The 18,687-nt window shown below is 55.9% G+C and carries 13 protein-coding genes; 1 reads left to right on the top strand and 12 read right to left on the bottom strand.

Annotated elements, in window-relative coordinates; all coding sequences use genetic code 11:
• Positions 1 to 28 precede the first annotated feature (28 nt).
• The 4 genes from HFD95_RS21430 to aaeX form a co-directional block, all read right to left on the bottom strand.
• Positions 29 to 1,480 carry an NAD-dependent succinate-semialdehyde dehydrogenase gene (locus HFD95_RS21430; RefSeq protein ID WP_033780631.1) on the bottom strand — a complete coding sequence of 484 codons (1,452 nt, stop codon included), beginning with the start codon at positions 1,478 to 1,480 and terminating at the stop codon, positions 29 to 31.
• A gap of 113 nt (positions 1,481 to 1,593) precedes the next feature.
• On the bottom strand, positions 1,594 to 3,546 hold the full coding sequence (aaeB, locus tag HFD95_RS21425; RefSeq protein WP_158148962.1) for a p-hydroxybenzoic acid efflux pump subunit AaeB: 1,953 nt from the start codon (positions 3,544 to 3,546) through the stop codon (positions 1,594 to 1,596).
• Between the two features lie 9 nt (positions 3,547 to 3,555).
• Positions 3,556 to 4,488 carry a p-hydroxybenzoic acid efflux pump subunit AaeA gene (gene aaeA, locus HFD95_RS21420; RefSeq protein ID WP_010256061.1) on the bottom strand — a complete coding sequence of 311 codons (933 nt, stop codon included), beginning with the start codon at positions 4,486 to 4,488 and terminating at the stop codon, positions 3,556 to 3,558.
• A gap of 7 nt (positions 4,489 to 4,495) precedes the next feature.
• A complete protein-coding gene (gene aaeX, locus HFD95_RS21415; protein ID WP_010256058.1) occupies positions 4,496 to 4,699 on the bottom strand; it encodes a p-hydroxybenzoic acid efflux pump operon protein AaeX in 204 nt (67 codons plus the stop codon).
• 230 nt (positions 4,700 to 4,929) lie between these two features.
• On the opposite strand from aaeX, the gene aaeR reads away from it, so the two are divergent.
• Positions 4,930 to 5,847, top strand: a complete 918-nt coding sequence (aaeR, locus tag HFD95_RS21410; RefSeq protein ID WP_010256055.1) for an HTH-type transcriptional activator AaeR — start codon at positions 4,930 to 4,932, stop codon at positions 5,845 to 5,847.
• Between the two features lie 252 nt (positions 5,848 to 6,099).
• Here aaeR and tldD read toward each other — a convergent pair whose 3' ends face one another.
• The 8 genes from tldD to csrD all read right to left on the bottom strand — a co-directional run bounded on the left by tldD (position 6,100) and on the right by csrD (position 18,604).
• A complete protein-coding gene (tldD, locus tag HFD95_RS21405; protein ID WP_010699816.1) occupies positions 6,100 to 7,545 on the bottom strand; it encodes a metalloprotease TldD in 1,446 nt (481 codons plus the stop codon).
• Between the two features lie 64 nt (positions 7,546 to 7,609).
• On the bottom strand, positions 7,610 to 11,434 hold the full coding sequence (gene yhdP, locus HFD95_RS21400) for an AsmA2 domain-containing protein YhdP (protein ID WP_064690032.1): 3,825 nt from the start codon (positions 11,432 to 11,434) through the stop codon (positions 7,610 to 7,612).
• 148 nt (positions 11,435 to 11,582) lie between these two features.
• On the bottom strand, positions 11,583 to 13,052 hold the full coding sequence (rng, locus tag HFD95_RS21395; RefSeq protein ID WP_003855268.1) for a ribonuclease G: 1,470 nt from the start codon (positions 13,050 to 13,052) through the stop codon (positions 11,583 to 11,585).
• Positions 13,042 to 13,635, bottom strand: a complete 594-nt coding sequence (locus tag HFD95_RS21390) for a nucleoside triphosphate pyrophosphatase (protein WP_010256046.1) — start codon at positions 13,633 to 13,635, stop codon at positions 13,042 to 13,044. The genes rng and HFD95_RS21390 overlap by 11 nt, the downstream gene beginning before the upstream one ends.
• An 8-nt stretch (positions 13,636 to 13,643) precedes the next feature.
• Positions 13,644 to 14,132 carry a rod shape-determining protein MreD gene (mreD, locus tag HFD95_RS21385; RefSeq protein ID WP_010256045.1) on the bottom strand — a complete coding sequence of 163 codons (489 nt, stop codon included), beginning with the start codon at positions 14,130 to 14,132 and terminating at the stop codon, positions 13,644 to 13,646.
• Complete coding sequence (mreC, locus tag HFD95_RS21380) at positions 14,129 to 15,151, bottom strand: rod shape-determining protein MreC (RefSeq protein WP_010256043.1); 1,023 nt, start codon at positions 15,149 to 15,151, stop codon at positions 14,129 to 14,131. The genes mreD and mreC overlap by 4 nt, the downstream gene beginning before the upstream one ends.
• Positions 15,152 to 15,299: 148 nt before the next feature.
• Complete coding sequence (gene mreB, locus HFD95_RS21375) at positions 15,300 to 16,343, bottom strand: rod shape-determining protein MreB (RefSeq protein WP_004385136.1); 1,044 nt, start codon at positions 16,341 to 16,343, stop codon at positions 15,300 to 15,302.
• Positions 16,344 to 16,654: 311 nt separating this feature from the next.
• Complete coding sequence (csrD, locus tag HFD95_RS21370; RefSeq protein WP_010699819.1) at positions 16,655 to 18,604, bottom strand: RNase E specificity factor CsrD; 1,950 nt, start codon at positions 18,602 to 18,604, stop codon at positions 16,655 to 16,657.
• Positions 18,605 to 18,687: the final 83 nt, after the last annotated feature.

Genomic DNA, 18,687 nt, shown 5'->3' with positions numbered 1-18,687 from the left:
GGCGACCTGCGCCGCCCGTTACTGTCCGCTAGCTCAAACCGCCCAGGTGCAGCGCTTTGACCTCCAGATACTCTTCCATGCCGAGTACCGAACCTTCGCGGCCCAGCCCCGACTCTTTCACACCACCAAACGGCGCCAGCTCGGTTGATACGGCACATTCATTAATGCCGATCATGCCGCTTTCCAGCGCGGCTGAAACACGGAATACCCGCTGCAGATTCTGCGTGTAAAAGTATGCGGCAAGGCCGAACGGCGTATCGTTAGCACGGCGGATGACGTCATCTTCATCATCAAAGCGGAAACAGGCAGCCACCGGACCAAAGGTCTCCTCCTGCGCGAGCTGCATCCCTTCGTGCGCCTCAGTAATCACAGTGGGCTGCCAGAAGTTGCCACCCAGCGCATGTCGCTCGCCACCCGCCAGTAATTTGCCACCTTTTGCTACCGCATCATTGACGTGCTGCTCAACCTTTTCCACCGCCGATGCCTCAATCAATGGCCCGACAATCACGCCCTCTTCCATGCCGTTGCCCACCTTCAGCTTGTTCACTTCGGCAGCCAGCTGCTGAGTAAAACGATCATAGATAGCATTGTGAATGTAGAAGCGGTTTACGCTGACGCACACCTGGCCCGCATTACGGAATTTGTTGGCAATGGCGCCCTGCACGGCGGCATCAATATCGGCATCGTCAAACACGATATAAGGGGCATTCCCCCCCAGCTCCATCGACACTTTTTTCATGGTTTCGGCAGCATTACGCATCAGCAGCTTGCCCACCTGGGTGGAGCCGGTGAACGAGATTTTACGCACCGCTTTGCTGGCCATGATGGCATCGCTGATAGCATGGGTATCACCGGCTACCGCATTCAGTACACCATCAGGCACGCCTGCCTCCTTCGCCAGCGCCAGCAGGGCAAAGGCGGAGAGTGGCGTGTTATTGGCAGGTTTAATAATGCCGGTGCAGCCGGCAGCCAGAGCTGGCCCCAGTTTGCGGGTCAGCATCGCCATCGGGAAATTCCACGGCGTAATGGCAGCCACAACGCCAATCGGTTCGCGGGTTGCCAGAATACGGGAGCCGGGTTTAGCTGGCGGAATAATTTCACCATTGGTCCGTTTCGCCTGCTCGGCGAACCACTGAATAAAACTTGCGGCGTATTCTACTTCCCCTTCCGCCTCTTTCAGGGGCTTGCCCTGTTCGGTCGTCATCAGCTGTCCCAGCCAGCGCTTGTTCTCAATGATCAGCTGGTACCAGCGAGTGAGAATTTCAGCGCGCGCTTTTGCAGTCTGCGCCCGCCAGGCGGGAAATGCGCGCTCCGCTGCGGCGATAGCCTGTTCCGTTTCAGCTTTACCCGCTTTCGCCACCTGTGCAATCACCTCACCGGTCGCCGGATTGGTCACGTCAAAGGTAGAGGCCGCCTGATGCCACTGGCCGTCCGCTAAATAGCCGGTCCGGAACAGTTCGCTCTCTTGCAGTGATTTCATTGATTCGCTCCTGTCAGTTTTGCTCTTCCGTCTGGAGAGTATAGTTGGCAAAAGCGACAGATTTTGTGATGGGTGGGGATTGCGCAGGCCGCTGCAGGTCACAGCGGCCAGATTCAGATTTGGATGAGCGTGTTCTGGTACTTATCCAGCATCATAGCCAGTCGTTTTACCGGTTCCGTTACGCTGGCGGGAGCCTCGTAATGGGCCAGCTTTTCCTGATAGACATCCAGCTCTTTCAGCAGACGTTCAAAGTAGTAACGCCGCTTGTCATCGCTGCTGGCGGAGATCACCCGGTCAGCGGTGTAACGCAACTGCCGGTGATAAGCAGAAAGATCGGCATTCACCGGCACTTCTGCGTCGCGTAACCGCTGATGACCGATGATCAGCGTCAGGGCGATGCGATATTTGTTGATATCGCCCGGAAACAGGTTCAGCAGCAGAAACAGTTGCTGATAGAGCGCTGGCAGATGGTTTTCACGCCGGCGCGCCTGATTGGTCGTCATGGCAGAGACAGCCGCATACATAAAGCGGTTCAGCAGCTTGCGGCCGGTGCGCGCTTTTGATTTATCACGAATCAGCAGGATCACCATCATCGCCACGAAGCAGCCGATGACCTGGCCCAGAACGTTATCGAGAAAGACGTTAATGTGGAATTCCATCGGATTATCCAGCACCAGAACGTTAAGGGTGCCAATCAACGCCCCCAGCGTGCCAAGCTGACGCCGCTGAATGAAAATACCACCGATAAAACCGAGCAGGCCGATTGCGATGCAGAGCAGCAGTGCGCTCTGCTGCGTCGCCGGGAGAACATACATAAAGTAGAGCGCACCCAGCGGAACCGCGACCGTCATGCCGTAGAGAAAGTCCTTTGCCATCATCAGCGGGTTGGGCATGCGCATCGCCAGCGCGGTGATGACAGCCAGCATGACCATGCAGCCACTGCCAGAGGTCCAGCCGGTATAGAGCCAGAACAGCGAACCCAGCGCGGTCGCCACAAAGGTACGGATACCGTTGATCATCGCATGATGCGTTTCAGCGGAACGCGCCTGGATCACCACTTCGCGCTGCAGAATCTCCTCTTCCAGCGAGGTGATCCGGCTATTACTTTTGATCCCTTTCAGCAGCAGCAGATATTCGGTAGCAGTGCCTACCCAGCTGGCCAGCGTGACCGGCGTTGATTTGCCGCTGGCACCAATCACCCGCCGCATCACTTTCATCCGCTTATGCACCTCTTCAACGGTCAAGGCTGGTTTTTCAACCATCAGACGATACTGGGGCGGAATGTAATCAGGACGGGAATTCTGGATCAGAAAGGTTTCGGCTGCCTGTGTAATCAGCGTCAGTGACAGCGTATTGAGCATCTGCAAACGGCGATTGCTGTTCTTCCAGCGTGAGGATTCCATCATCAGCTGGCTGCGCATGCTGTTCAGCGCCGTGGTGCGGCGTACCAGCGCGCTCCAGGCTTTGTCGACCTCTTCTTTATCACCGTGTGCGACGCAGAGTTGCAGCAGGTTATAGTGTGCCACCAGCAGCGAATCGACCTCAGCGTCGATCACTTTTTTAATCGAACGGGGTGAGAAAATCATGTCGGCCAGAATGGCACACAGAATGCCGAGTACGATTTCACTGCAGCGCTCTACCGCATATTGTGGCACCAGCGTCAGACCGCCGCTGGCATTAGCCGTCACCACAATAATCAGCGCGGTGTAGCCCGCCAGTCCGAGCGCGTAAGAGTTTTCTACCTTGATCAGCGAAGAGAGCCAGACGCAGAGCCCTGCCCAGATGCAGCACAGCAGCAGCATCACGACCGGTGCACGCACGGTGGCAATCATGATGGTCAGCGCGGCGATACAGCCAATAAATGTCCCGATAATACGCAAAACGCCGCGATAGCGCAGCGCCCCTGAATAGGGGTCACCCCCGGCCGCAAACGCGGTACCGCCAGCCACGATACCGGCGGTCATCACCGCCCAGCGCGGCGTTTCAAGGTTAAAGTGAAAACCCACCATCAGCGCTAACACCAGCGCAAAGGTGAGCTTTACCGGGAACCGCAGGAACTCGATCATATCGCCCTCTTAACCAAACTCACGCAGGCGATTAAACAGTCGGACCATCGGTGAAACCTGTTCAGGCTGACGATCGGCCTGACCGGTGATCACCACTGTCGCTGTCGTGCCCGCCGGGAAGCGATTGCCGGGCTGCTGATCAAGCCGGATGCGCACCGGCACACGTTGCGCCAGACGCACCCACTCCAGATTGGAGTCCACCGTTGCCATGCCTTTGCTGTCGACCGAGCTGCTGCTGTTGGTGACGCCAGCCGCCACACTGTCTACGGTGCCGCGCAACACGATGTTGCTGCCAAGTGGGGTGACTTCCGCGCGGAAGCCCTTCTCCACGCCGTGCAGTTTGGTCTCTTCCAGGTAAGCCAGCACATAGAAAGAGTGCTGCTGAACCAGCGCCACGGCAACCGAACCACGGGTAATGAACTCACCCTGGTAGACATTCAGGTTGGTGACCCAGCCATCGGATGGCGCTTTCACCGTGGTGCGCTCAAGGTCAATCTTCGCCAGATCGCGTGTCGCCACCGATTTCGCCAGCTGGTGCTCGCTGGTTTGCAAATCGTTATTGGATTGCTCGATAGCCTCGCGCGACATGGCGGAGGTGCCCAGCTGGTTACGGCGCCCGGCTTCGCGACGTTTCTCACTGACCAGTGCCTGGTAATATTCAACATCCGCCTGCGCCTGATCGAGCGCTTTTTGATAGCGCGGCCGGTCAACCACAAACAGCGTATCGCCCTTCTTCACCAGCTGGTTGTCGTGTACCGGAACCTCGGTAATCAGGCCGGTAACGTCAGGGGAGATCGCCACCACGTCAGCGGCGAAACGCGCATCACGGGTCCAGGGCGATTCGGTATAGAAGACCCAGGCACGGAAAATAATGACCACTGCGATGATGACCAGCAGGATAGTAATCGCGTAGCGCGCGATTTTTCTTATGAGTGCTTTCACTTAAACCTCAGACTAATAAACGGGAGACAAGGTAAAACACACAGCAGTAAAGCGCTGTATTAAAAAGTGCCGGATGCCAGACAAGATCGTAGATACCGCTCGGCGTAAGCACGCGTTTCACTAACCAGAACAGCATCAGTGAAATAATAAGTTCGATGAAAATGGGCGGAAAAGAGAGCCCAAACATGACAAATACCGGAAGCACACTCATCACAAATCCTTAGTTCGACCTTGCCGGGATACTCATGCCTCTTCAGATGTCGCAGGAAAACCCTCTGGAAGCGTTATCCGAACCGCAGCTGGCTTAATAATAGCGTATCATCGAAGGGTATCAGGCAATGAAGAATCACCGGGAAATACCCCGGCGCGCTTATAATAACGCGCCTGACTATAAGTTTTCTACAGAATGTGATCTAAATCACTTTTAAGTCAGAGTAAATAATGGAACGACTGAAAGGCATGTCTGTCTTCGCTAAAGTGGTGGAACTGGGTTCGTTTACCGCTGCGGCGCGTCAGCTTCATCTGAGCGTCTCATCAATCAGCCAGATCGTCGCGAAACTGGAAGATGCATTGCAGGTGAAACTGCTGAATCGCAGTACCCGCAGTATCGGGCTGACCGAAGCGGGCAAAATCTATTATCAGGGCTGTCGCCGTATGCTGGCCGAAGCGACGCAGGTGCATGAACAGCTTTACGCTTTTAACAATACGCCCATTGGCGTACTGCGAATTGGCAGCTCCTCTACCATGGCGCAGAACGTGTTAGCCGGCATGACCAGCGATATGCTGCGGGAATATCCGGGGCTGAGTGTGAATCTGGTCACCGGCGTTCCGGCCCCGGATCTGATCGCGGATGGTCTGGATCTGGTGATTCGGGTGGGAGCGTTAAAAGATTCCAGCTTATTTTCGCGTCGCCTGGGTGCGATGCCGATGGTGGTGTGCGCCGCAAAAAGCTATCTGGCGCAGCATGGTACGCCGGAGAAGCCGGGTGATATCGATAATTTTTCCTGGCTGGAATATAGCGTACGGCCCGACAACAATTTCGAACTGATTGCGCCGGAAGGATTAGTGACACGCCTGGCACCCCAGGGACGTTTTGTGACCAATGATTCCCTGACGCTGATTCGCTGGCTGAAGTCGGGCAATGGCATCGCCTATGTGCCGATGATGTGGGTGATTGATGAGATCACCGCAGGCGAGATCGATATTCTGTTTCCGCAGTATCAGTCCGATCCGCGCCCGGTCTACGCGCTCTATACCGAGAAGGATAAGTTACCGCTTAAGGTGCAGGTCTGTATCGATTATCTGACCGGCTATTTTGAACAGGTGGCTGAACAGTATCAGCAGCACCGTAAAAGCTAACAATAAATTGTTGACAACATCTGTCCCGACCAGCTGTAAGACCCAGCCAGCGAAGGGAACACGGTCAGATCGGAAAGACGCAAAATCCATCATCCCAGACACGCTCGGCCCGCGCCATCTGTGGCGCGGGACGCTTTCCTCCTCTGCCCGTGTTCCCTGCGCTTTCAGCTATTGCATTGCTGCCAGGTTCATCCGGCTATGGATTTGTCAGCATTCTGACAACCCGCCGGGCGGCGGGTTGTTGGGGTCACATCAGGCGGTGCCGCCGATGGTCAGTTTATCCAGCTTCAGGGTCGGCTGACCGACACCGACCGGCAGGCTCTGTCCCTCTTTACCACAGACGCCGACGCCTTTATCCAGCGCCAGGTCATTACCCACCATCGAGATCTGCTGCATCGCTTCGATGCCGGAACCAATCAGCGTTGCGCCTTTAACCGGTTTGGTGATTTTGCCGTTCTCAATCAGATAAGCCTCTGAGGTTGAGAAGACAAATTTGCCGGAGGTGATATCCACCTGACCGCCACCAAAGTTCGGCGCATAGAGGCCATACTCAACGCTTTCAATAATATCCTGCGGCGATGACTTGCCAGCCAGCATATAGGTGTTGGTCATGCGCGGCATCGGCAGATGCGCGTAGGATTCACGACGTCCATTACCGGTAGGGCTAACCCCCATCAGTCGCGCATTCAGCTTGTCCTGCATGTAGCCTTTCAGTACACCATTCTCAATCAGCATGTTGTACTGACCGGGAACGCCCTCATCATCTACTGCCAGTGAACCGCGCAGCCCTTCAAGGGTGCCGTCATCCACCACGGTACAGAGGTCAGACGCAACCTGCTGACCAATTTTACCGCTGAACACCGAGGTGCCACGGCGATTGAAGTCGCCTTCCAGACCGTGACCGACCGCTTCATGCAGCAGCACGCCCGGCCAACCCGCACCCAGTACCACTGGCAACGCACCAGCAGGTGCGGCCACGGCGGAGAGATTCACCAGCGCCATACGCACTGCTTCACGCGCCCAGGCGTCAGCGCGGACTTCGCCATCTTCATCTGCCAGGAAAAACGCATAACCGGTACGCGCACCGCCGCCGCTTGCGCCGCGTTCACGTTTGCCCTGATCTTCCACCTGGACACTAATAGAGAGGCGAACCAGCGGACGGACATCTGCCGCCAGCGTGCCGTCAGTCGCGGCTACCAATACCTGCTCGTAAACGCCGGTCAGGCTGGCATTGACTTCCTGCACGCGCGGATCAGCCGCACGAGCCACTTTATCAACGCGATGCAGCAGGGCAATTTTGTCTTCACGTGTCAGGCTGCTCAGCGGATCGATAGCCTGATAGAGCGAACGGTTCATCACGGCAGAGAGCGTGTGTGCCTTGCCATTTCCCTGTTCGCGTACGATGCTGCGTGCGGCTTCAGAGGAGAGACGCAGTGCATTCAGCGTGATCTGGTCTGCATAGGCGAAGCCGGTTTTCTCCCCGCTGACCGCACGCACGCCCACACCCTGATCGATATGGTAGGAGCCATCTTTAATGATTTTGTCTTCCAGCACCCAGGATTCGTGAAAGCTGGACTGAAAATAGAGATCGGCATAATCCAGACGACGTTCTGAAAGCTGCCCTAACAGGGAAAATAGGTCCTGCTGATTAATGCCGTTAGCAGTCAGTAACTGCTCACTTACCAGGTTCAGAGTCATCGTTTCTCACTCATTATGTGCTCAGATAATCATAGCCTGCGGTAATTCCGGTACGGCGTCAAATTCACTTGTTGTCAGTTTCACGCGGTTTACGCAGCACTTCATTGATTTCTGGTTTATCCAGCGGGCCACTGATGTGATAACGCAGCAGCGATATCTTGTTCCACAGGGGTCCCAGAACTTTACTGGCGGCAAACACCGCCGCGCCAATTACCGGATTGATGGCAAAAGCTGTCGCCACACCGACCGAGGCGGATATTTCCGGCGCAACCACCGCTTCCATGTCGATCTGACGCTTCACCAGATCGAGATTACCCTGCATCGCAATGTCCGCTTCCAGGCCATCCACCAGCAGATTATCGGTGCGCATCATGCCGTTTTCGATCCAGGCGGTGCCGTTAATCGAGTCGAAGTAGAAAGAATTGGTGAAGGTGTCGCTGAAGTCGAAGCGCAGCTTGCGCAGTAGCGCATCAAAGCTCACCAGCCGCAGAATTTTCCCGGCGGCACCGGTATTCACATCGGCGATCTGGCCTTTGCCAAAGTGGGTCTTCAGGGTGCCGCTCAGCGTCTCTGCCGAGGGCTGCCAGGGGGCAGAGCGCCAGTGCAGGTCATACGCAATATCAAATGGCGCATCGCGCAGCGGCGTGTTGACCCCAAACCAGTTGGTCGCGTTATTAATATTCGGGCCTTTCAGCGTGCCCTTCAGCGAAGTGCGCTGGTCGTCCGGGCGGTTAACCCATTCCCCGTTGATTTTCAGCTGTGAGCTGCCAGTATCCACTTTTCCGTTAGTAAGCGCTAACGTATCTCCGCGGGGTTGCAGCATCGCGGAGACCTGACCATATTTCTGACCCAGCACCCAGCACTCTTTACAGCGCAACTGTAAAGCGGGCCACTGGCTGAAGTTAATGTTCGTGGCTTTTTGAGGTGGCGCTTTGCCGCCTTTGCCTTCACCGTTATCCCACTGCGGATTGTAGTAAAGGTAATCCAGGTTCACCTGCCACGGTGCTTTCGGTGCCATTGCCAGCGCACCACGCAGCTCTTTAGCCCTGATGCCGACCTGGCCCTTGCCGCCCGCACTCTGAGCCAGTGTCGCTTCAACCTCATGCCATTGCTGCCCGGCCAGGGTGACCGCCGGGCTACGAAGCGTGATATTGCCGGGCAGCGTAACGCCACCCGTTTTGAGGCCGCCGCCTGACTCGCTGCCCCCGGATGCTCCCCCTGCGGCCATCATCGCCACCCAGGCCTCGCCATCCAGCGCGGGCAGGTTCAGTACCATGCCGGGATGATCGGGCAGAGCAGGTGTTTTCTGCGCATCATTCAGCCAGATGCCACGATCGACGCGCAGCGTCGGCTCCAGCAACCAGCGGCTGTTAAAGCGATGGTTTGCATCGACGCTGCCACTGAGATCGAAATGGTGCAGGTCGCCACTGGCCTTGATTGCGACTGGCATCGCCTCACCGGCTTTCTTATCGAGCGGTGCAGGTAAGTGACTACTTACTTCTTTTGCATTACCGTTCAGCGTCACGTCATAACGCGCCCCGCCATGATGGGGCAGCGTAATATTGACGTCGCCCTGCCACGGCAGATTTCCGCCCAGTTGCTTGCTGACGGCTGCAGGAAGCTGGCTGATTTTAGCGGGCTGCCAGTCGCCCTGAAGTTTGACGTTCACGCCAAAGTCGTCCGGATTCTCTTTGGTGCTGAAACGCACGCCCATCGGCTGACCAAACCAGTTCGCACGCAGATCCTCACTGGCCAGATTGCCGTTGTCGTAACGGAAGCGCCCGGAAAGATTGTTAATGGTGGTTTTTAACGGTTTGATAAACAGCGAATTATTGTTCAGGTCCACATTGCCACGGGCATGAACCTGCTCACCATCCAGCGGGATATCCAGATTCAGGCGGCCGCCGACGCGGCCTTTGATTTCCAGCTGTTCCAGCGCGGCACCCAGTGAAGGTTTCAGCGGAGTCTGCCCGAAATAGTCCGCGATCTGCTGGCCTTCACCACTGATATCACCTTCAATGATCAGTTTTTCTTTCAGGTAGTCGGGGATCACCGCAGTGACGTTGCGCGCGTCCACCTCGCCCAGTTTCGCCACCGGCGCTTTCATCCAGAGACCGTCATTCAGGAAGTTAAGGTCGATATCGAGATTGCTTAACGCTGGCCATTTGGGCTGAAACGCATAGGTTGCCTGGCGAAGCGGCACCCAGACCTGGAACATGCCATCATTATGCTTGAACGGGAACAGCGCCGGATTACCGGCAAACAGCAGTGTGGCGTTGTCCACCTTGCCACCCTTCACTGCCCCACTCAGATAGTGCGTCAGGCTGTTACCCAACAGCGGTACCGGGAAGTAGCGCCAGGCATCGCCCGCATCTGTAAGCCGGATACCGGCCAGAATATCCAGACGAGGCTCACCGCCGCTATTCTGCTGGTAGCTGAAGTCGCCGCGCGCCCAGAGCGAGCGCGCCTCCAGGTCAAGATTTTCGCCCGCCAGCGTGAGGCCATGATCATCATTCAGCCAGCGCAGCGCACCGGTCACCCGCTTAATCTCTAACGGAGCCTGGAACATGTCGCCATAGGGAACGGTCGCCGCCCCCATATCCACACTGACCTGACCATTGCTCAGGCTGCCGCGCGCTTCACCGCTTAAATGGCTGATGCCCGGCAACAGTTTCCAGTGCTGCCAGCTGAAATCACGCCACTTCACCTGTACGCGGGTTTTTTCAGGCTGCTGTAACGGAATATCCAGCGCCAGGCCATCGATGGTGCCCTGTGGCTGCAGCGTCTGCCAGTTTTCAAACAGCGCCGGAGAGAGCGGCGCAAACAGCGGAACGATCGGCGCAATATGACTCAGCACCAGCTGTGTGGCGCGAACGCGCACTTCCGGCTGACCATCCGGTCCCAGCATCTGCTTATCTTCAGGACGCCATAACAGAGAGAAGTGACCGGCGGGCCAGGCGTGGCCGTCGGTGCTGAGCCGGGTTTGTGGCACATTGACCACCCAGCCATTCTGGAAACGTGACAGATGCGCGGTCAGCCCATCGACCTCAATGCGGTGTCGTCCGGTCTCGCCCTGCCAGCTGGCTCCGCCCTTGCGCAGCAGCAGATCACCGGCGTAGATGTCGCCATCGCGCAGGTTAACCCAGGCCGCCAGGCTAAATCGGGCGCTATCCAGCCGGGTATTGTCACGCACCCAACGGCCCAGCCACGGGCGCATATCGACGTCGTCGGCCTGCATCCAGATGCGGCCATCATTGAGTAAACCGTTGCTGTCGTTAAGATCAAGCCGCACCTGGACCACGCCGTGCTGGCCGGTAAAGCTCGACAGACTGACTTCGCCTTCGGCCCGGTGGCGGTTATCTTCATTGACCCAGGTGAGTCGCGGGATCGCCAGCTCAGCATGCTGACCGGAAGGGGTGCGGAAACGGATGGTGCTGTCACGCAGGTCAAAGTGGTCAAACTGACGCAGGAAGAGTTCGTTTATCTGCGCCGGACGGAAGCTGTTTTTCTCTTTGTCGTTATCCAGCAGCGGGCGATTAGTATCGAGGTGCAACTGCCAGAAGGTCAGATCGCGAAACTGCCACCGCCAGTGCAGCAGGGACTGCCAGACGTCGAGAGCCAGATTGATGCGTTTGATAGTGAGTTTGCCGTTCTCATGCAGATCGACGCTAAGATCGCGAACCTGCAGGGTTGGGCCAAAATTCTCCCATTTACCCTGTAACTGGCTGGCGTTGACCGGCACGCCGCTGCTGTCGGAGATGTATTGCAGAAGGTTGCTGCGATAGCTGTCGAGATGCGGCATCACCAGACGCAATCCGCTGACCAGCAGCGCGACAATCACGATGATTGCCGCGACCAGCAGTAACAAAATCCTCGGCAACTGCCTCACTCACGCCTCTCCTTGTGTTCCGTAAACGACGGATAGTTGGTTCTCATACCCGACCGTCTCCCGATAAAAGCGTTAAAACGCGCATTTTATCTCAAACAAGGGCGATTTTTCAGCCCGATATCCGAAGAAACCGGTGACCGGGCTGGCGTTACATCATCACCACGTCGAACTGCTCCTGAGTGTAGAGCGCTTCGACATGAACTTTAACCTGCTTGCCGACAAAGATTTCGACTTCAGCCAGTGCATGAGACTCGTCGGTTTTTAACGCCTCACCCACCGTCGGTGAAACATAGACCAGAAAGCGGTCAGAATCATAAGCGTGATGAACCCGGACAATCTCCCGCATGATTTCATAGCAGACCGTTTCAACGGTTTTCAGCGTGCCGCGCCCTTTGCAGACCGGGCAATCCTGGCACAAAACGTGCTCAATACTTTCGCGGGTACGCTTACGCGTCATCTCCACCAGACCCAGCGCCGAGAAACCATTAATACCGGTTTTAACCCGATCTTTACTGAGCGCGCTTTCCAGCGAATGCAATACCCGGCGGCGATGGTCTTCGTTGCTCATATCGATGAAGTCGATAATGATGATGCCACCAAGATTACGCAGTCGCAGCTGACGTGCGATCGCCTGAGTGGCTTCAACATTGGTATTAAAGATCGTCTCATCAAGGTTACGATGGCCGACAAACGCACCGGTGTTGATATCGATGGTGGTCATCGCTTCGGTCTGATCGATGATCAGATATCCGCCTGACTTTAGTTCAACTTTGCGATCCAGCGAGCGCTGAATCTCATTTTCGACGTCAAACAGGTCGAAAATAGGCTGTTTACCGTTGTAGAGCTCCAGCTTACCGGCCATTTCCGGGATATATTCACCGGTAAATTCCACCAGCATATCGCAGGTCAGGCGGGAGTCGACCCGGATGCGATCCAGCGCCGCGCCCGCAAAATCACGCAGAATACGCTGGGCCAGAGCCAGCTCACCGTAGAGCAGGCAGCGGGTCTGATTGCGCTTTTTACGCTCGCTGACTTTGGTCCAGAGTCGTTTGAGAAAAGCCGCGTCCTGCGCCAGCTCCTCTTCCCCGATGCCTTCTGCGGCGGTACGGATAATAAAGCCGCCCAGATCGTCGCAGTAGTCAGCCACGACCGCTTTAAGCCGATCGCGCTCTTTCTCGCTCTCAATACGCTGAGAGACACCCACATGCGATGCGCCTGGCATAAAGACCAGGTATCGTGAAGGCAGCGTGATGTCAGTGGTCAGCCGGGCACCTTTGGTGCCAAGCGGATCTTTGACGACCTGAACCACCAGATCCTGTCCCTGCCGCACCAGCTCGGCGATATCCCGCACGATAAAGTTTTTCTTTTCGTCGCCCGCCACACATTCAGTATGCGGCATGATATCTGAGGCGTGCAGAAAGGCCGCTTTCTCCAGACCGATATCAACAAAGGCGGCCTGCATGCCGGGCAGAACACGGCTTACACGGCCTTTATAAATATTGCCAACGATGCCGCGCCGCGCCTCACGCTCAATGTGAATTTCCTGCAGTATGCCGCCGTCAATATAGGCAACACGTGTTTCAGAAGGCGTGACGTTTACCAGTAATTCAGCCGTCATGTTGACCCCTTACGGCACGCAGTGACTCGAAATGGCTGATCAACTCCCCTGTCTCAACCAAGGGTAATCCGACCACTGCATGGTAGCTTCCATTAATTTTGCGGACAAAGTTTCCTCCCCTGCCCTGAATACCGTATGCACCCGCTTTATCCATTGGCTCGCCGGTCGCGATATAGTCGTCGATGTCGGTGGCGGTTAAGGTGCGGAATGTCACATCAGTGGTTACGACGCAATCCAGCGCCTGCTGACTGTCGGCCAGCGCTACCGCCGTCATCACCTGATGCGTATGACCAGAGAGTTTGCACAGCATCGCGCGGGCATCAGCGGCATCGCGCGGCTTTTCCAGCACTTCGCCATTCAGCACCACAATCGTATCCGCGCCCAGCACCGGCAGATCCTGCGCGGCCAGTTTGACACCCGCCTGCGCTTTATCATTGGCCAGACGGCGGACATAGATCTCCGCCGCTTCGTTCGGCTGACGCTGCTCTTCAACGTCAGTCACGATGCGCTCGAATGTCAGACCAAGTTGAGTTAACAGCTCACGACGACGCGGTGAACCGGAAGCAAGATAGAGGGTTACCATAAATTTCCTTATTGAACAGCGAACTGACGTCGAATTTTTCTCATTAATAAGAATAGCCAGGGCCAGAGAATACCGTCGACGACACTGCTCCAGAAAATTTCAGGTCGGAATGAAACGTTGATTACCAGGAATTCAGCCCAGAAGACAATCACATCCATCGCCAGTGACAGCACCATAACCATTAACGCTTGCTGCCACAACGCTAAGTTGCGGAATAACTGGAACTTAAAGGCAATCAGATAGGCGATGATACTGAGCGCCAGCGCACGCACGCCAAGTGTGGAACCCGCAATCAGATCCATGATGGCACCCAGCACAAATCCGCTGCCGACATTGACCCGATGCGGCAGTGCGAGCACCCAATAGATAAGGATCAACAGCAGCCATGAGGGCCGGAACATATAAATTTCATCCGGCCAGGGCATGATCTGCAGGACAAGCGCAACCAGGAAGGAGAGCCAGATGACCCAACGTCCCTGGCTGCGATATCGACTCAAGGCTGCCCCCCGCGTGAACGCGAGGAGTTGCTTTGTCCACTGCTGCTGGTAGCTGACGGTGCAGGCGGTCCCATCTGTACGGCAGGCGCAGGCGGGCCCATTTCTCCCGCAGGCGGTAAGACCTGCGGCATCATCTGCATCAGACGCTCGTTCGCAACGCGATGAACTTCATCCTGCGGCAACGGCATATCACCATTGCGATCGGCACCCCACAGCAGCAGCAGGTAACGCAGACGCTGCAGACCCGCGGTCGGATGCGCCTGAATCACCGTATAGGCGCGTTGGGTATCCACTTTTACCGAGGAAACCACACCCACCGGATAGCCTTCAGGGAATCGGCCACCGATACCTGAAGTCACCAGTACATCGCCGACCCGAATGTCCGTATTACCTGGCAGATGCTCAAGCTGAAGATCTTCAGTACAACCGTTACCTGCGGCAATGACACGAATATCATTACGCAGCACCTGAATCGGCAGGGCATGTGACGCATCGCAGATGAGCAGAACACGGCTGGTGAGTTGTCCGACAGCGATGACCTGACCGACTACCCCTTTATCACTGATGACCGGCTGGCCTTCATAGACGCCGTTAACGCTGCCTTTGTCGATTACCACCTGGTCGGTGTAAGGATCGGTGCCGGTGGAGATGACCTGTGTCACCATCTTTTGCTCATCCTGACGCAGCGGTGAACCCAGCAGTTCACGCAGGCGTGCGTTTTCCTGCTTATATTGCCCCAGCATTAGCAGGTTACTGTTTTTCAGGAAGAGCTCACGACGTAACGCTTTGTTTTCCTGCTCGAGTTGCTGACGCGACGCCAGCGACTCTGACACGCCATCCAGCAGCTGACGTGGCCCATTGGCCAGGAAGTAAAACGGACTGACCGACGTATCCAGATAGTTGCGTATTTGGGTGAAAGAACCCACACGGCTGTCGGCAATGATAATGGCAATCGCCACGATAACCGCCAGGAATAGACGCAACTGCAGGGAAGGTCCCCTGCTAAAAATCGGCTTCATATAATCTGCGTGATCCTCGACAACAGGAGAGGAAGCGACGGCATAACACCGTGCTTCCCTGGGCTGAACGCACTGCACCGGCACAGATTGCGCCGGTTCACATGCCACTCCCTCGCATGATCATTGCGTTCTTAGCCGGTTGAGGCAATTATTCTTCGCTGAACAAATCGCCGCCATGCATGTCGATCATTTCCAGCGCTTTGCCGCCACCGCGAGCCACACAGGTCAGTGGATCCTCAGCAACCACAACCGGAATGCCCGTCTCTTCCATCAGCAGACGATCCAGGTTGCGCAGTAACGCACCACCGCCGGTCAGCACCATGCCGCGCTCCGAAATATCTGAAGCCAGCTCAGGCGGACACTGCTCAAGGGCAACCATCACCGCGCTAACGATGCCGGTTAATGGCTCCTGCAGCGCTTCCAGAATTTCATTAGAGTTCAGTGTAAAGCCGCGCGGTACACCTTCTGCCAGGTTACGACCACGCACTTCGATCTCACGGACTTCATCACCCGGATAGGCTGAACCGATCTCATGCTTAATACGTTCTGCGGTCGCTTCGCCGATCAGTGAACCGTAGTTACGACGCACATAATTAATAATAGCTTCATCGAAACGATCGCCACCAATACGCACTGACGAGGAGTAGACCACACCGTTCAGCGAGATCACCGCCACTTCTGTGGTACCGCCACCAATATCCACCACCATTGAGCCGGTCGCTTCTGAAACGGGCAGACCCGCACCAATTGCTGCAGCCATCGGCTCTTCAATCAGAAATACTTCACGCGCGCCTGCGCCCTGAGCGGATTCACGAATCGCGCGGCGTTCAACCTGTGTTGCCCCGACGGGTACGCAGACCAGCACACGCGGGCTGGGACGCATAAAACTGTTGCTGTGAACCTGCTTGATGAAGTGTTGCAGCATCTTTTCGGTCACGAAGAAGTCAGCGATAACGCCATCTTTCATCGGACGAATCGCTGCGATATTGCCTGGCGTACGGCCAAGCATCTGTTTGGCCTCATGACCTACGGCCGCAACACTTTTCGGTGAACCGGCACGATCCTGTCGAATAGCGACGACGGAGGGCTCGTTCAGTACGATGCCCTGTCCTTTCACGTAAATCAGGGTATTCGCGGTACCCAGGTCAATGGACAAGTCGTTGGAAAACATGCCACGAAATTTTTTAAACATACTAAGGGGTAATCCTGCAAGCTGGGGGCGGAAAATAAAATCCGCTTACTTTACCAACCACACGAAGCTGCCACAAGGCGCAAAAACGTTCTGCTTCGGTGAAAAAAGACGCCTGATTGCGTTTAAGTCATCTGAACTGGCGATCCACAACAGCAGAATGGCGACCAGACGCCATCAGCACTGCATTTCACGCTATTTCCCCTCGCCCTGTCCGACATAAAATCTAACATTTCCGGCAGTAAGTTCAGAGGTTCAGACGCGGATAAACATTAAAAAAAACCGTAAATTTCCGTCAGTACGACCGCAATTCATTAAATACGGTAACGTTGTGAATACTTCTTCACGTTACTGTTAACCGGAAGCGAGGGAGCAAAAAAGTCGCCCTGCCCACCTGCTACGCCCAACGCGACTAAAGTTTGCCACTCCGCTTTAGTGCGGACACCGGTAGCAAACACCTGAATGCCCGTACATTTACAGACTTCCAGCAGACTCTGCACAAACAGCTGATTTTCAGTCCGTCGCTCAATATTGCGTACCAGACCGGCATCAAGCTTGATCAGTTCCAGCGGCAGCTGTCGTATATAGGCGCTGCTTACCACGGTTAAACCCGCCTGATTTACCGCAACCCGACAGCCAAAAGCCTTAAGTGCGCGGAAAACTGGCGTTAAACGGTTGATGTGTTGACAAACATCTGCCTCGGCAAGTTCAAATAAAAATCGTTTTCTTTGCGCTTTCGGGCACTGCAGCAGCATGTTCTGCAGCCAGAGGACAAAAGAGCGCTGCAGAAGCGAGGTAATCGTCACCGGGATCACCAGCGTCTCTTCTGGCCAGAGTTCAGAGAGTGCCGCAATGCGGGTCATTAACTGGCGATCCCAGCCATCAGCCATGCCGAGCTGCTGTACCAGGGGCATATATTCTGCGGCCAGCACTTCTTTATCGCCGTCGAAGATGCGGGTCAGCATCACCCGGTGCTGTACCTTACCCTCAATATTGACGGTGGGTTTATGATAGAGCCGCGGGCCGCCACGGCTAAGCGTGTTCTCCAGCAGGGTTCGCCAGCGCACACTACCCCGCCCGGCGTCCTGCGGATTTCCGGCACCATTGGTCCAGTTGTTGCCGCCCAGCAGTGCCGCACGTCGGGTAGCCATTTCGGCATTTTCCATCACCTGCGGCACAGTCTGCCCGCTGTGCCAGGCGCTGATGCCGATATGGATGAGATCATCACGATTAACCAGCCGCATCGGCGGCAGGGAATCAACGGCATTGATCAGCTGATCCGCAATACTGTTTGCCTCTTTGAGACTGCGATGCGGCAGTAGCACGGCAAAATCACTGCGGAAATAGCGTGCCAGCAGGGCGCCAGGATAGCGCAGCACAAAGGTGGAAAGCATGTTGACGAAATTGAAGAGGTACTCCTCAACCAACCCCGGCTCCAGCGAATCCTTCAGCGTGTCCAGATCGGGCAGGCGCACCATCATCACCACACCATGGGTGCCGACAGCCTCCTGATCTTCCAGCAGGGTGGCGAGCTGGTTATCAAAGAACAGCCGGTTGTTGAGACCGGTGCGTCCATCCTGCGCAGCAAAGGTGCGGATCAGCGTGTCGATACGCAGACGCTGTTCGCCCGCTTCCTGCAGATCCGCCAGCAACACATCCAGTGCGCGGCTCGCTCTCGGTGGCCACTCATCCGCACCGCGTTTCGGCATTACGCCGCGCTCACCGCTGATAATCGCCTCTGCCCGTACTTCAAGATGCTCCATACCGCGCCACTGACGACTGAGCCAGCGATGCATCAGCAGCAGCACCAGACTCATCACCAGCATGACGGTAAACAGGATGCCCAGCGTAGAGGTGCCGGTAATGGAGCGCAGCCAGGTTTTGGCAGGATCAAGGGTGACGACCCGCAGCTCTAACCCCGTCTGGTGCATCAAAGGCACATCGACCTGGATAAAACGATTAGGCTCGTCTTCCAGCATCTGGTTTTCGTGTCGGGAGAGGGTAAGGAAAGTCTGCCTGCCGTTGTGAAGAGAAATCTGCTCGGCATTCATTATCGGCATCATACGCGTGAGCCAGACATGCAGCTCTGCCGGCGTCTGGGTGAACATCGCCTGATCCACTTCGGTCGCCAGTATCTGCGCCCGATGTTCAACCCGCTGATGACTGAACCAGAAAACACTGAATGCACAGCCTGCCAGCATCAACGACATGGCCAGCAGGCTTAAAAAGGTAATAAACGCAGATAATTTTGTGGTTAATCGCATCCCTGTGCCTGTATTACTGCGGTGATAACCGGATCACCCAACCTTGTACCGTCAGCCTGACGAAAACGCGAGCAAAAATAGCA

The organism is Pantoea sp. EKM10T, from assembly GCF_011800685.1.
In the GTDB taxonomy this organism is placed as follows: domain Bacteria; phylum Pseudomonadota; class Gammaproteobacteria; order Enterobacterales; family Enterobacteriaceae; genus Pantoea; species Pantoea agglomerans.
The sequence above is the reverse complement of the archived record's forward strand: the minus strand, read 5'-3'. Positions and strand labels throughout refer to the sequence as shown.

Excerpts from the sequence above, each read along its gene's own strand:
- HFD95_RS21430 (WP_033780631.1), bottom strand. The coding sequence starts at position 1,480 with ATGAAATCACTGCAAGAGAGCGAACTGTTCCGGACCGGCTATTTAGCG.
- aaeB (WP_158148962.1), bottom strand. The coding sequence starts at position 3,546 with ATGATCGAGTTCCTGCGGTTCCCGGTAAAGCTCACCTTTGCGCTGGTG.
- aaeX (WP_010256058.1), bottom strand. The coding sequence starts at position 4,699 with ATGAGTGTGCTTCCGGTATTTGTCATGTTTGGGCTCTCTTTTCCGCCC.
- aaeR (WP_010256055.1), top strand. The coding sequence starts at position 4,930 with ATGGAACGACTGAAAGGCATGTCTGTCTTCGCTAAAGTGGTGGAACTG.
- tldD (WP_010699816.1), bottom strand. The coding sequence starts at position 7,545 with ATGACTCTGAACCTGGTAAGTGAGCAGTTACTGACTGCTAACGGCATT.
- rng (WP_003855268.1), bottom strand. The coding sequence starts at position 13,052 with ATGACGGCTGAATTACTGGTAAACGTCACGCCTTCTGAAACACGTGTT.
- HFD95_RS21390 (WP_010256046.1), bottom strand. The coding sequence starts at position 13,635 with ATGGTAACCCTCTATCTTGCTTCCGGTTCACCGCGTCGTCGTGAGCTG.
- mreC (WP_010256043.1), bottom strand. The coding sequence starts at position 15,151 with ATGAAGCCGATTTTTAGCAGGGGACCTTCCCTGCAGTTGCGTCTATTC.
- mreB (WP_004385136.1), bottom strand. The coding sequence starts at position 16,343 with ATGTTTAAAAAATTTCGTGGCATGTTTTCCAACGACTTGTCCATTGAC.
- csrD (WP_010699819.1), bottom strand. The coding sequence starts at position 18,604 with ATGCGATTAACCACAAAATTATCTGCGTTTATTACCTTTTTAAGCCTG.